The following is a 14,931-nucleotide window of genomic DNA, read 5'->3' as shown; positions in this document are numbered from 1 at the left end:
CTTGGAAGCGGACGCGACCTGTTTGATTCGGGTAAATCGATTCATCGACGACTGCTTCTTCGTTGAAATAGTTAAAGTTGGTGTTGACGTAATTTTTGATTAACAGATTGTTGGCTGTGCTGTATCCTTGAGTGGAGAAGATAGAGCCGAAAGCTTTTACTACGTTGAACATAATATTTACTCCTGTTGTGTTACAATATATGGATGTGTAATTGTCGCTTTATGCTATTTGAGAGGCTGCATTTCCTCGGTTGAGATTGATTGATTGTCCTGATATTTCATTGTTCTTGTCTTTCCTTCTTTTATCCGGATCGAAGCCCAAGAATTTTTGAAATTTAGAAGGGATTTGAGAAGCGGTTGCGGGAGTTTAACTTCGGTAATTCCGAGGTATTGAATTAACGATTTAGTGGTTGAGCCGTGGGTGGGATTTACCTCAAGGGTAGATGTGGTTATCTACACTAGGGATTGGCTGATTCCGCATTACTGCTGCTGTGAAGATGTTTTATTTTTGGGGTTGCTTTTTTGTGATTGGGCTGTGACTCGTTTGCTTGACACTTACTAATTTCCCAGGAATCGAATGTGTTTGGTGCGATCGCCCTGACACTTTTATCGTCTGGTACTGGCACAGGACACTCGTCAGCCTGCAAACAACGATTTATCAATAGTTTCAGCCTACTCATCTGACTGGTAGCTGTGCCAATTTAGGCAACTGGACTACCGCAGGCTGTGAATCCTGAGTTTACGCAAAGTCGATCGGGCAATCCGGAACATCCATACATATCTAGTGCGTGAGTCAGAGGTTCGTAGTGAGGACTTCAGTCCTCTCTCGTCTGATGAGGACTGAAGTCCTCACTACGAACCGATTTTAAGTTCGTAGTGAGGACTTCAGTCCTCTCTCATCTGATGAGGACTGAAGTCCTCACTACGAACCGAGCCTGTAATCCCAATTATTGAACAGATCGAACTTAAAATCAATTCATAAATTCAGAATCTCAAATTCATAAAAGTCATAATTATCAAGAACCTGCTTGATACTGCATAATTGTTACCGGAAGTCTGAATAAAGTTTTACCTAACTGAGACAAACCGAACTTGAATTTCAGGGACTGCGGCAAATCTTGCACGGAAACTTCTACGAAGCCAAAGCGGGTATAAAATGATGCGAGCCGCTTTCCCAAACATTCTAAATATAGCGGTTCTGTAGCCTGTTGAATTAAATGTTTTGTCAGGTAAATGCCCAAACCGCGATCGCGCCAATCCTTCGCCACCACCAAACTACCCAACTCTTCCGCGCCCGTAAACTTCCGCAATTGTCCGCAAGCAGCCAATTTCCCCTCACATTCGATCACCCAGAATTGCTCCCAGCGCAACTGAGTCGGATCGAGTTTCGCACTCCAAACTAACATTCTAATTGATTTGATATCTCGCTCCGACGCTTGGCGGATTGTGCATCCAGATGGTAAGGAAACAGAACTTGCAATCATGAGTTATAGCTGGAAACTACAGCAGCGATTCGTTTGAAAATGCGAAAAACTTCGTAAAGTTCGTTGCCGGGATTCTGAATATCAAACAACTTAGATAAAGCATACTGCGGTGTATCTTGTTTAGTCACTTTAATGAATCGGAAACTGCTGCCATTAGTCAGCAGCCCAAACGTTGGTTGTTCTGAATTTGGGTCATTCAGCATATAAAATAGCAATTGAGGAAGTCCAGCTTCAACGGAATATTGGGATCGCTTGGCTTCGATCGCCACAACCCAAAAAGATTGCAGCAATAATAGGACATCTATGCTGCCCCTAACAATTATATCTTCATCTTCGACAATCAGTTCAACAGATTTTTCACATTCTATGTGAAAGGGAGTTAGGAAAAAATCTGCTACAAATAGCAAAGGAGCTAGTACCACCATTTTTACAGTATCTTCTAGGAAAGGGTATGAGGTACTATTGATATAGCCTGCTTTTACCTTGTCGAGCGATCGCTTTTCGACCTCACTAATTTCTGGCAAATCATCAATCCATTCTCGGAAAAATTGCTCGTCTTCAGACAACTGTAGATTAAATTTTGTTTGGACATCACCGAGTGTCAGTGCTTTTGCTTGAATGCTTTGTGTCATAGTTTTCTGTAGCTCAGAGCTATTTGTAACTTATTGTAGCATATCAATTGGCGATCGCCCCCAGCAACACGTCAGCGCCAAACCGCACCGGATCGGTACAAGGCAATCGCGTTTCTGCTTGAATTCCTGCTATTGCTAACAGCGCTTCTGCATCAGTTAAGTGATGAGTATTGAGAGCGATAGCACTGACTTTTGCCCCAACAAAAGCACCCGCAGCAGGGGCCACCATTTCGTACAATTCAACCACTTTCAACAAACTCGGAATCGATACGTGCGGGTGATTGCGAATGTGAATTTGTCCGGCTCGGTGCGCTAAAATTAAGTGAGTTGGCTGCGCGCCCCGCAACAGCGGCAGAGTCGCCGTCGAACCCGGATGCAATAGCGAACCTTGCCCTTCTACGTGCAGAATATCGCAGTCAGAACCTAATTTCAATACCATTTGTTCGACAGCACCGGCGGCGAAATCAACTCGAACTGCATCCAATGCAAGGCCTTCATTTCCGATCATTAAACCCGTTTGTCCGGTTGCTAAAAATTTGGAACGCCAACCCCGCTGCAAACAAGTGCGATTGAGTTCCAAACTGGTTGACATTTTGCCAACGCTCATATCTGTACCGACAGTTAACACGCGGCGACAGCTTAATTTAGCAGCGGCGGCAGAGGCGATCGCCCCAACAGACTTCGGTTCCTGACGCACGTCCCAAATCCATTGATTTTCGGTTAACGGAACCGTTATCAAAGGTGCAAGTTTCGCGTGCAAACCGTTGACAACCGACAAACCTGCTGCTACCGCTTGATTAATTTCTGGCAGCCATTCCGGCGGCAAAACACCGCCGGATGGAGCAATACCAATTAGCAGAATATCCGGCGCAAATTGCAGTGCTTCTGCAACGGAAGCAACGATCGGTAATTGTTGAGGAATACCAGTTAATTCAGATAAAGATTTTCCCGGACATTGGCGGTCAATTACTGCTACAATTTGTGCTTCACTGTAGCGCAAAAATGCTAAGCCTGTTTTGCCGGAAGTGCCGAGAATTCCCTCGTGCAGCAAGATAGCAACTTTGCCATTTTTGATAGGATAGTTTTCAGTCATTGATTCAGTGTAGTCGCCTCGTGAGTGAGGGCGTGTTTATAGAGATTGTGGGAGCATCTCATTTTTGCATTTACAGTGTTCCGCTCAAAAAAGGTTCGTAGTACGGACTTCAGTCCGCTCTTAAAAAAATGATTCATTCCGCTCAAAAAAGGTTCGTAGTACGGATTCGTAGTACGGACTTCAGTCCGCTCTTAAAAAAATGATTCGTTCCGCTCAAAAAAGGTTCGTAGTACGGACTTCAGTCCGCTCTTAAAAAAATGATTCTTGCAAAACTGAGATACTCCCGATATTGTGGATGTGAATCAAAGATTGTTGGTGAAACCCGCTCCTACAAGTATTGTGGTTAATTTACCGGACATTATATCAACACTGCGGACAGTTTCACGGATTACATATCCGGGCGACGGGGGCTAGAAACCCGGTTTCTTAGAATTTTGCGTTTAGTAACGATAAATCTAGGAAGAAACCGGGTTTCTGATTGGCGATTACTGGTTCAAAGCATTCGGATCTTCTCCCAATTCTCGCAATCTGGCTTCTAGTCGCGAGGCTCGCTGTTGAGCAGCTTCTGCTTGTTGTTGAGCAGCTTCTGCTTGTTGTTGAGCAGCTTCCTCAGGTAACAGAATTAGATTGCCAGATTCGTCGTAGAAACGCACCCAAGTTGCTGTTTCTCGATCGACAATTCCGTCCCAAGTCCCCAACCAAAAGCCCAAACTTTGGCTCCACAGCCAACCCCGATCGTCGGGGACTAACGGCTGATAGCGTTGATTGTTATCTAAACGCCATCCCTGCAAAGAATTCGCATCGAAAGGATCGAATACAAAATAATCAGGTGTTCTGAAAACCTGCTCGTAAATATCCTTTTTTTTGCCTATATCCTCATTAGCCGTTGATGGTGAAAGCAGTTCCACAATGATATCCGGGTAACGTCCGTTTTCATCCCAAACTACCCAGCCTTGTCGGGAAGTATTGCCGTCAACACCCAACACAGCGAAAAAATCTGGGCCTCGATAATCCCGATTGCGAACCTGTTGGGCACTGAAGTAGATAAACATATTGCCACCGACAAAAAAATCGTTCCGGTTAGCTAAACCTTGTTCTGCCGAACGGATTAAAACGGTCATTGCTATGCGGTGGCGGTTGCTTTCCATTTCTGCACCATCATCAAAGATTAAATCAGTGGGCGGCTTGTGTTCTTCAAAAAAAAGCTTGGCTTCTCTATCAATTCCCTGTCCTATTGATTCTACTGGCATCATAGTATCTCCAGATTTGTTTTGATCGAAATTCATGGTTTTAAAACGCTCGTCTTTAGGTGGAATATTTTTAGGGTTGGCTGTAAATCCCCATCCTGAAAACCTCGTGCTTCCTCTATCAACTGTCAACTGTAAGTAAGGTGCGTCGCTCATCAATGGTCGATTTTTATTTGTGATGGTTGGTGGCGACGCACGCTACAACTGTCAACTGTCAACTGTCAACTGTCAACTGTTTAACGATATTTCTATTCTACAAGGTCAATTCGCTGCACTCCCAATCCCGATCGCCCATTTGGCAGCAAACACCCATTTTCAACGACTGCGCCGCTGAAAGGATCGTCTAGTAAATTCAAGTGACTGTCCAAATCCAAGTAATCAGCGAGGGGAGAAAGTTGTGCTGCTGCGGTATTTGCGATCGCACTATCGGAATAGCAGCCGAACATCACTTGCAGATTGCAGGCTTTGGCTGTGTGAATCATCCGCATAGCTTCGCTCAATCCGCCGGATTTCATCATTTTGATATTGATGCCGTGGACGCACTGTGCTAACTTGGGTATATCAGAACTATTAAAGCAACTTTCATCAGCAAAAATTGGCAAGGGCGATTGACGGTAAAGTTCCGAGAATTCAGCCATATCCGCGACTGGTGATAGCGGTTGTTCGACATAATTTATGTTATATTTTTCCAGCCAGCGACACATTTCTACTGCTTCTTTTAAACTCCAACCGCCGTTAGCATCAACACTAATTTGAATGTTGGGTGGTGCTTCGTCTAATACTGCGATTAACATAGCTTTGTCGGCTTCAATTCCTGCGGGATTTCCCAACTTGATTTTGACAGCGCGGTATTTGATGCTGGCGGGATTTGTCCCATCTTTGCCAAACCAATCGCGCACTCTGTCTCTCGCACTCCTCGGCGAATTTATGCCGATGGTGACTGATGTGGGGACAATGCGCGATCGATCTAATCCCCACATTTTCCACAGCGGGAAGCCTGCTTTTTTGCCCAGCCAGTCGTGCATTGCCATGTCGATGCCGGCGCGGGCGGCCGAGGGTAACTCGACTTCTGTGAAAATTTGTTCGACTTTTTGGCGATCGCACGGAGTAAACTTTTCTAGTAGCGGTGCAACTTCCTGCAATGCTGCTAGCAGACTCTCGGTAGTTTGGGGCTTAGAACCTGTGGAAAAGGGCGATGCTTCTCCCCAACCTTCGATACCTTCGTGTGTTAATTTTACCCACAAATTGGTACTTTGGGCTGTTGTACCGCGGCTGATGGTAAGTGCAAACCGCTTGCGGACAGTGAAGGTTTGAATTTGAACGCGCATTTTCAGTTATTAGTATTTTTTTATACAGAACAATCAGCAGAGACGGATAGCGCGGATGTTTGCATTTTTTATTTTTTACTTTATAGTTTTATTTTGCTTGTTCTAGTTTACCAAAAAGTCGATGAAATTCATTATTTCTGTTTCGCCAAAGAGAGTTGCCTTCTCTCTTAGCATTTGGGTGCTCTTCTTTGCTGTTGCTGGTTTCACCGTACAAGTTCTGCGCTACGGTTTTAACTATCGCGAACGCTGGATTCATTTGTTTAATTTAGACAGAGAAATAAATTATCCCTCGTGGTACTCGTCATTTACTTTACTGTTTTGCGGGATTTTGCTAGGTATTATTGCTGCTGCCAAGCAGAAGCAGGGCGATCGATATTTTCGGCATTGGAAGGCACTAGGGTTCATCTTTGTATTATTCTCTTTAGATGAAATCTTGAGCCTGCATGAAATATTAATTATTAACGACTTGCGAGAGTCACTGAATTTAGGGGGATTTTTTTACTTCATTTGGGTAATTCCGGGGGCGATTTTTGTTGCAGTTACTGGGCTGACTTATCTCAAGTTTCTCTGGCACTTACCCCGAAAAACCAGGGATTTATTTCTACTCGCAGGCAGTATATATGTAGGTGGAGCGCTTGGCATGGAAATGGTTTGCGGTTATTATGCAGATGCGGTAGGTCAGCGAACTTTGATCTACGGTTTGCTGGCTTCGGTTGAGGAAATTTTGGAAATGGTGGGAACGATTGTATTTATCTACGCTTTGTTGTCTTACATTGGTTCCCATCTTGAAAATATTGATTTGCAGTTTAAGATAGTGGAGAATCAAGATAGGTAAAGCTGGCCGTAGACCCAAGTTATTATGGCGGTTGAAATCGGAGAGATTATGACTATCTACTTTTACAGCACTCGCAGCGAATACGGTAGTTTCTCTAACTTTTCCCGTCACGGATTCAAGTTAGACGGAGAATACTGGCCGACTACCGAACATTATTTTCAAGCACAAAAGTTTCCCAAAACGGAACACTGCGAGCAAATTCGCCAAGCAAAAACGCCGAAAGATGCAGCAAAAATGGGGCGCGAACGCTCTCGTCCCCTGCGCCAAGATTGGGAACAAGTCAAAGATGATATCATGCGAAAATGCGTATTACGCAAATTTGAAACTCATGCCGATATCCGCGAAATTTTACTCGCTACCGGGGATGAAGAAATAGTCGAAAACGCACCTGGAGATTACTATTGGGGTTGTGGGAAAGATGGCAGTGGCAAAAATATGTTGGGACAGATTTTAATGGAAGTGCGAGAAATTTTGCGATAGTGTATCTGGGTTTGACAAATATATCTGTAGGGGCGAAGCATGACCGCAGTCAATATGAGATTAGAACTAATAACTTATATACGGTCATGCTTCGCCCTCTTCCAAAACCAGATGCACCCTTTTGCGAAAATCCACGTAGCGAGTAAAACATAACCTACAAGTTTGTAGTCAGGACTTCAGTCCTTTCTTTCTAAATTCAAGAGGGAGGACTAAAGTCCTTACTACGAACCTATGATAAAGCAGGACTTATTTAATCCTAAGTCCTGCAATGCTGCTAAGCGAGCATTTCCTCAATTTTATTAAACAAGGTAACTCAAACATCCGCCTGACCACCTGTCAAATTGTGTGCCAATCTCCTCAGGCTGTTCTAGTAGAGGGTTTAGCCTCTCCTCAGAGACTGCAAAGCAGGGGAAACGGTAAAAACCCTGCACCACTTTTTGGTTTTGACAACTACTGTCAACCAGAATTAACTTTTATCGTGGTAAGTACAGCATTTTTCGCCAGTCGCCTCCCGGACACCGTTCTCCTTAGGTTGGCGATTCACAGGTAAAACAACAAAACTCCTGTTCTGGTTAAGGTTTATTTTTTATTTATGCTGTATGTTTCTATTCTCTGCGATTTCTCTAAATTGTGACCTGTTGTACAGAATTCTTTACACTTTTTCGATCTAAAAGATGCTGTTTTTGTTTTGATTAAGAGATCGATCGCACTTTTGGAATCCTCTCTCAGACTTAGGTTCGGGGATCGCAGCTTAAGTGAGTTTTCAGCGAATTATAAGATTGCGGACTGTTAAGATTTTTGAGTTATTTGGCTGCATTCGCGCCCAACTGCCGCCGTTGCTGTTGAATTCGGTTGAATTCTTTTTGTTCTTCGCACAGCAACGTATTGTCGATCGGCGATCGCATATCCCACTGCAACTCTGAGAGTAACAGCAAACATCCCGCCATAATTATCCCTGTGGTTAGATATTGCCAAGGGGCAACGAATGTTAATAGAGGTATGCTAAATAAATGAGTTAGCCCGATGAGGATAAAAGTGCGCGATCGCAAACCGAGTCCAGTACAAAAATAGCCGATCGCGCTCAACCCCAACCACAAATCGCACAGATGCAGCAACCAAAATCCCCAACCCGCAAAAATACTGCAATCCGTCAAAATCAAACCAGAAATCATCAAAATCGCCCAAGAGTAAAGAATCCAGCTAACCCGCTCAACCTTTACCCAAAACAAAGTCAAAACCGCCATTACCCCAGTGCCAATTAGAGTCACTGTTGACCACAGAATCGCCTGAAAGCTCCAACTAAGCGGGACAAACTGAGCCGTGAAAAAAATCCCCGCCGTCACCAAAGCCCAAAGCAGAAAAGTTTGGTCAATGCGGGTATAAAATCCTGAGAAAAGAGTAATATTTCCGACTTGCCAGCGGAGGCGCAAGAGGCCAGCGAGATCTTGTACGTCGAGATGTTCTTGTTTGGAGCGGATTAGAGGTTCACAGGGGTTGAAGAAGGTCATTCCGTATAGTTTAAAATATCAAGTTTTGCGTATTGTAACAAAACGTCAAGAAGATTTTGCAGATTTTTATATCCTTTTTTCTCGTTCTCCGGCTCTGCCTGGGGAGGTAGATCCCTCGGCTCTGCCTCGATTCCCAACAAGTGAGGCAGAAGGCTGCGTTAAGCTTGGACTAACGCAGCCTTGAGGTTTGGGTTTAAGTAAGTCTCCAATACTCATCTTTTGGAGAAAAAATGAAGGCAACATTCACAAGAATTGAGCCATCTTTTTTTCCTGTATGGGAAATTTGCCACGTACCTGTGGCAACCTTCCGCAGATACGGTTTATTTTTCCTGAGCGGCTCGTAGATTGAGCTTTTTGAGCGTTGTACTAATTCGGCGGCACGTTCAACAGTGCAGTCAATTTCCACCAAAACTGCGATCGGCTGGGTGAACAGATTGAGCTGTTCGCTGTTATAATTAGTCATGAGAATTCCTCGGTCTAAATAGACCAAAAACTACATTTCTTGTGCTACTGGTTGCAGCCAGTGCCTCGTCAAAACAAGCGATCGAAAGCGTCTCTAGTACCACCTAGGGGCGCTTGTTTGCTTGTTAAAGGCAGTTTAACACTGCTTTTAGAAATATACAATAGAAATAACGTACTTTCTTTAAACCTATGGTAAATTAGACGTATTAACCCAAAAAGCCTTGTATAATAGGACTTAGGCATGGGGCCCGAGAAACCGGGTTTTTTTACGAAAATCCTTGGTTGTAGCCCGAAGATTCGGTAAAAAACCCGGTTTCTGACCACTCGTGCGTCCAGGACTGTATAAGAAGCATTTCATGGAAAACGTATCAACAAAAATTTCTCGTTCCCAGGCTCTTCTTGGGAACCAGTTATTATCCAGGAGGTTGACAGTATGAAAGGTACACTTCTCTCTCGCTTCACGCCGAGTCTGATGAAGCACGAAGATTTAGAGGAGATGTTGGTGCAGCGTCATGATTTGGCTTCCGAGCTAGTCGAGTCAATCCGCCAGAGCATCCTCAAGCAGAGCGAGCAGCATCACCTGTCGATCGGGATGCGAGGTATTGGGAAGACGCACTTAGTCTCGCTCATGTATCACCGCGTCTCCAAAATGGAGGATTTGCGGGAAAAAGTGCTGATTGCTTGGTTGCGGGAGGAAGAGTGGGGCGTCACGTCGTTTCTCGATTTGCTGCTGCGAATTTTGCGATCGCTCCAAAAAGAATATCCGGGCCAATACAATGCTCAACTTTGCGATCGGGTTGAAGCGCTTTACAGTGAATCGGCTGATACCGCTCAACAAATAGCAGCAGAATTGCTGAAAGATTTTGTGGGCGATCGCACTCTGCTTTTACTTGCAGAAAACCTGGATGATTTGTTTGAAGGGTTGGGCGACAGCGGGCAGCAGCAATTTCGAGACTATTTAGAAAGTTATCATTTCTGTACGATTTTTGCAACCTCGCAGCATTCATTCAAAGGAATTGATAATAAAAAAGCGCCCTTCTACCATTTTTTCAATCTCCACTCTTTAGAAAAGCTAAATTTAGATGAAGTTGTCTGCTTGTTGAAAAATATCGCTAAATTAGAGGGCAACAAAGAACTAGAATTATTCATAGAAACACCAACCGGACGTTCTCGAATTGAAGCAATCCATCAATTGGCTGGCGGCAACCACCGAGTTTATATGATTTTTGCGGAATTTCTAACTCGCGATTCGCTCGATCAACTGGTGAAATCATTTTTGCAAACTCTGGATGAATTGACACCGTACTATCAGGCGCGGATGGCATGGCTTTCGCCACAGCAACGCAAGATAGTTGAATTTTTGTGCGATCGGCGCGGGGCTGTCATGGTTAAAGAGATTGCCCAACGCTGTTTTATAACGCATCAGACAGCATCCAGCCAACTTAAGCAACTGTCGGGAATGGGTTATGTAACGAGTGAGTCGAGTGGGCGCGAGTCGTATTATGAAATTAAAGAAGTGCTGATGCGCTTTTGCATGGATGTGAAGAAGTATCGGGGCGGGCCGATTAGTTTGATTGTGGATTTTTTGCGACTGTGGTACACTCCACAAGAGTTAAAACAGCGATTGGAGCGCTTGGGGGTAAGATTTACTGCACTCGGGAAAGAGCAACTTTATAATAGCTCTGAAAAAAGTCATTTGAAGTATCATATAAGTCTGGAAACACTACCGCCTAATGCTGTATTTGAGCGAGAATATCTACTGCGTGCACTTCAGGCAAGGGAAACAGATGATTATGAAAACCTTCGAGTAGCAGCTTGCGTGCAGGAAATTGAAAATTGCAAGGAGAAGAAGGACTATGTTTCTATTTTGAATCTAGCAAATAAACTGGTGGTAATTCGCGGTCAGGCACAGGACTGGTTGGAAAAAGCAAATTGCTTGCACAATCTCGAACGCTATGATGAAGCATTAGAATCCTTTGATAGAGCGATTGACCTAGAACCCAAAGATTGGCAAGCTTGGATGATGCAAGGCGGTGTATTCTACAAACTCGAACGCTACGAAGAAGCTTTAACATCATTCAACAAAACGATCGAGATTGAACCCAATAGTCCGAGCCTTTGGTATGCTCGAAGTCATGTACTTAAGTGCCTTAAACGCTACGAAGAAGCCTTAGTATCTTACGATAAAATGATCGAGCTTGAATTCAATTATGCGAACGTTTGGCATTTTCGAGGCTCTGTACTCAACAACCTCGGACGCTATGAAGAAGCCTTAGCATCCTGCGACAAAGCGATCGAGATTGAGTCCAATCATGCGAGTCTTTGGTATGGTCGAGGCTATGTACTCAATAATCTTGAATGTTATGGAGAAGCTTTAGCATCCTGCGACAAAGCGATCGACCTTGACCCCAATCATGCGAGTATTTGGCATCTTCGAGGCAATGTACTAGGCAACCTTAAACGCGACGAAGAAGCCTTAGCATCTTACGACAAAGCGATCGAGCTTGAGTCCGATGGTGCGAGCAGTTGGTATCTTCGGGGTCATCTACTCAGCAACCTTGAACGGTATGAAGAAGCCTTAGCATCTTTGGACAAAGCGATTGAGCTTGAACCCAATAATGCGTGGATTTGGAACAGTCGAGGCTATGTATTCAGCTACCTCGGACGCTTTGAAGAAGCTTTAGCATCTTGGGACAAAGCGATCGAGGTCGATCCCAATCATGCAATTATTTGGGTTATACGAAGTTATATACTCAACTGCCTCGGACGCTATGAAGAAGCTTTAGCATCCTGCAATAAAGCGATCGAACTTGATCCTAATAATGGGTCAGTTTGGGAGAGTCGAGGCAAGGTACTCAACAACATCGAACATTACGATGAAGCTTTAGCATCCTATAAAAAAACGATCGAACTTGACCCTAATTATGCGTCGGTTTGGGAGAGCCTAGGCGATGTACTTGAAAACCTCGAACGCTACGAAGAAGCCTTAGCATCATGCAATAAAGCGATCGAACTTGACTCTAATAATGCGTCGGCTTGGAACCGTCGTGGTAGTGTACTTGAAAACCTCGAATGCTATGAAGAAGCTTTAGCATCCTATGACAAAGCCATTGAACTTGACCCCAATAATGTGTTGTTCTGGAGTAGCCGAGGCAGTTTACTTAACGACCTTGAACGTTACGATGAAGCTTTAGCAGCTTACGACAAAACGATCGAGCTTAAACCAAATGAATGGAGCATTTGGTTTATTCGGGGTCATGTACTTAACAGCCTCGAACATTACGATGAAGCTTTAGGATCCTATAAAAAAGCGATCGAACTTGAACCCAATGAATGGAGCATTTGGTATACTTGCGGTCATGTACTCAACCGTCTCGAACGCTATGAAGAAGCTTTAGAAGCCTATAACAAAGCGATCGAGCTTGAACCCAATGATGCGAGTATTTGGCATATTCGAGGCTATGTACTCAACCGTCTCGAACGCTATGAAGAAGCTTTAGCATCATTTGATAGGGCGATCGAACTTGAACCCAATAATTTGTGGGTTTGGAGCAGTCGAGGCTATGTACTCAACTGTGTCGAACGCTATGAAGCAGCCTTAGCATCCTATGACAGAGGGATTGAGCTTGACCCAGATCGTGCGAACATTTGGTATCTTCGAGGCAATGTACTCAAAAGTCTCGAACGCTATGAAGAAGCCTTAGCATCTTATGACAAAGAGATCGACCTTGACCCTAATGATGCGTTAGTCTGGGTTAACCGAGGTGATGTACTTAATAGCCTAGAACTGTATGAAGAAGCCTTAGCATCTTACGACAAAGCCATCGACTTTGATCCTAATTATGCGTTAGTTTGGGATAGTCGAGGCGATATACTCGACAACCTCGAACGGTATGAAGAAGCCTTAATATCTTACAACAAAGCGATCGCTCTTGACCTCAATTATGCGTTCGTTTGGAACAGTCGAGGTAATGTATTAAAAAAAATAAAACGTTACGATGAAGCTTTAGCATCCTATGATAAAGCTATCGAGCTTGAACCCAATAATTTGTCTGGTTGGGCTTTCCGAAGCTATGTACTCAACAACCTTGAACGCTATGAAGAAGCCTTAGCATCTTATGACAAAACGATCGAGCTTGATCCTAATCTTGCGAACATTTGGCATCTGCGAGGCTATGCACTCAACAATCTTGAACGCGATGAAGAAGCCTTAGCATCCTGCGAAAAAGCGATCGAGCTTGAACCCAATAATTTGTCAGCTTGGATTTTCCGAAGCGATGTACTCAACAGCCTCAAACGCTATGAAGAAGCCTTAGCATCTTGGGACAAAACGATCGATCTTGAATCCGATCGTGCGAGCGTTTGGTATATTCGACGAGGCCATGTACTCAACAGCCTCAAACGCTACGAAGAAGCCTTAGCATCTTACGACAAAGCGAGCGAGCTTGAACCAAGTTATAACTGGGTTTGGGTTAACCGAGCTTTTGTACTCGGTATGCTCGATCGCTACGAAGAAGCCTTAGCATCCTGCGAAAAAGCGATCGAAATTGAACCCAATCATGCGAGCATTTGGGAGCTGCGAGGCGATCTGCTCAACAACTTTGAACGCCATGAAGAAGCCTTAGCATCTTACGACAAAGCGATCGAACTTGAACCTAATAATTTGTCGGTTTGGAACAGCCGAGGTGGTCTACTTAACAACCTCGAACGCTATGAAGAAGCCTTAGTATCCTGCGACAAAGCGATCGAGCTTGAACCCCATCATGCGAGCATTTGGCATCTTCGAGGCTATGTACTCGGTAAGCTCGAACGCTATGAAGAAGCCTTAGCATCCTGCGACAAAGCGATCGAGCTTGAATTCAATTATGCGTTGGTTTGGAACAATCGAGGAATTGTACTTAACCACCTAAAACGTTATGAAGAAGCTTTAGCATCCTATGATAAAGCGATCGAGATTGACTCCAATGAAAAATTAGTTTGGGTGAACAGAAGTTGGTTGCTATTTTCTCTCAATCGCTATGAAGAAGCCTTAGCATCTTATGACAAAGCGATCGATATTGACCCTGATTATACAGATGCTTGGTTCGAGCGAGGCTGGGTTCTGGATCATCTCGATCGCTACAGCGAAGCATTAGCATCTTATGACACAGCCATAAAACTAGGTTGTCGAGATTTATCTGTTTTCTTCAAACGCGCTATTTTCCTTCTTGATTTGAATCGTTGGGATGAAGGAATTACCGCCTTAGAGGATGCCTTTCAACGACTTAAACTTGATAGCGAAGCTGATGAAGACAATACAATATTAATTATCAGCAACCTCTTCGCCAAAAAGAATCTAGCGACAGGTCAGAATCGGATCGCCAGCCTAAATGATGTTAAACTAATTTTCTTCAACCTCTTCGCCAACAAGGATGTAGCAATCTGGAAAGCTCGCATCGCCAGCCTAATCGAACTTTACGAAAAACACAAATATCTCTCAATCTTAGGACAGGGAATCGTGCGAAATATCCCCGCGCTAATGTCAGAAATGGTCAGCGACAAAGCCGCCCGCACTTGGTTAGAATTGTGGCAAGAACAAACCAGCAACTACGAACAATTCCAAATTCCCATGCGCCTGCTGAATGCGGCTGTCCGCTATAAGGACACCAAGGGCGACAGACGAGTTTTGCTAGAACTTCCCATTGAAGAACGCAATTTATTAGAACCATTGGTGTCAGAAAGACTCGGCGGTTGAAACCGCGTCTATACAAGCAAAACCTGCCTCCGCAGGTTGAAGATGGAACGGTTAAAATACGTTTTTCTCAAAACGTATTGCCTTAGAAAATAGAGTAAAATATAAATTGATGATAAGTAGGTATGGGC

The 14,931-nt window shown here is 44.1% G+C and carries 11 protein-coding genes; 3 read left to right on the top strand and 8 right to left on the bottom strand.

The window, feature by feature from the left end; translation table 11 throughout:
* Positions 1-458 precede the first annotated feature (458 nt).
* The 6 genes from JGK11_RS09060 to JGK11_RS09035 form a co-directional block, all read right to left on the bottom strand.
* A complete protein-coding gene (locus JGK11_RS09060) occupies positions 459-680 on the bottom strand; it encodes a hypothetical protein (protein ID WP_293178115.1) in 222 nt (73 codons plus the stop codon).
* A gap of 336 nt (positions 681-1,016) precedes the next feature.
* Positions 1,017-1,484: a GNAT family N-acetyltransferase gene (locus JGK11_RS09055; RefSeq protein WP_293192968.1), complete on the bottom strand. Its 468-nt coding sequence runs from the start codon at positions 1,482-1,484 to the stop codon at positions 1,017-1,019.
* Entirely contained in the window at positions 1,481-2,116 is a 636-nt protein-coding gene (locus tag JGK11_RS09050) for a type I restriction endonuclease (RefSeq protein ID WP_293192971.1), read from the bottom strand. The genes JGK11_RS09055 and JGK11_RS09050 overlap by 4 nt, the downstream gene beginning before the upstream one ends.
* Positions 2,117-2,159: 43 nt before the next feature.
* The gene (locus JGK11_RS09045) at positions 2,160-3,209 is read right to left on the bottom strand and encodes a DUF1611 domain-containing protein (RefSeq protein ID WP_293192973.1); all 1,050 of its coding nucleotides are present in this window, start codon (positions 3,207-3,209) and stop codon (positions 2,160-2,162) included.
* A 485-nt stretch (positions 3,210-3,694) separates the two neighbouring features.
* The gene (locus JGK11_RS09040; RefSeq protein WP_293192987.1) at positions 3,695-4,459 is read right to left on the bottom strand and encodes a Uma2 family endonuclease; all 765 of its coding nucleotides are present in this window, start codon (positions 4,457-4,459) and stop codon (positions 3,695-3,697) included.
* A 245-nt stretch (positions 4,460-4,704) separates the two neighbouring features.
* Positions 4,705-5,784: a dipeptide epimerase gene (locus tag JGK11_RS09035; protein ID WP_293211334.1), complete on the bottom strand. Its 1,080-nt coding sequence runs from the start codon at positions 5,782-5,784 to the stop codon at positions 4,705-4,707.
* A 121-nt stretch (positions 5,785-5,905) separates the two neighbouring features.
* Here JGK11_RS09035 and JGK11_RS09030 point away from each other — a divergent pair, with 121 nt between their 5' ends.
* On the top strand, positions 5,906-6,619 hold the full coding sequence (locus JGK11_RS09030) for a hypothetical protein (RefSeq protein WP_293178099.1): 714 nt from the start codon (positions 5,906-5,908) through the stop codon (positions 6,617-6,619).
* A gap of 48 nt (positions 6,620-6,667) precedes the next feature.
* Positions 6,668-7,099: an NADAR family protein gene (locus tag JGK11_RS09025; RefSeq protein WP_293211332.1), complete on the top strand. Its 432-nt coding sequence runs from the start codon at positions 6,668-6,670 to the stop codon at positions 7,097-7,099.
* Between the two features lie 803 nt (positions 7,100-7,902).
* Here the strand turns inward: JGK11_RS09025 and JGK11_RS09020 are convergent.
* A complete protein-coding gene (locus tag JGK11_RS09020; protein WP_293211330.1) occupies positions 7,903-8,607 on the bottom strand; it encodes a hypothetical protein in 705 nt (234 codons plus the stop codon).
* Positions 8,608-8,800: 193 nt separating this feature from the next.
* Positions 8,801-9,070, bottom strand: a complete 270-nt coding sequence (locus JGK11_RS09015; protein ID WP_293211328.1) for a hypothetical protein — start codon at positions 9,068-9,070, stop codon at positions 8,801-8,803.
* Positions 9,071-9,502: 432 nt separating this feature from the next.
* Here JGK11_RS09015 and JGK11_RS09010 point away from each other — a divergent pair, with 432 nt between their 5' ends.
* Positions 9,503-14,803, top strand: coding sequence for a tetratricopeptide repeat protein (locus JGK11_RS09010; protein WP_293211326.1), 5,301 nt, complete (start codon positions 9,503-9,505; stop codon positions 14,801-14,803).
* The last annotated feature ends 128 nt before the right edge of the window (positions 14,804-14,931 follow it).

The organism is Microcoleus sp. PH2017_34_RAT_O_A (assembly GCF_020737885.1).
Classification (GTDB): domain Bacteria; phylum Cyanobacteriota; class Cyanobacteriia; order Cyanobacteriales; family Microcoleaceae; genus Microcoleus.
This window is presented reverse-complemented; position numbering and strand designations above follow the sequence as displayed.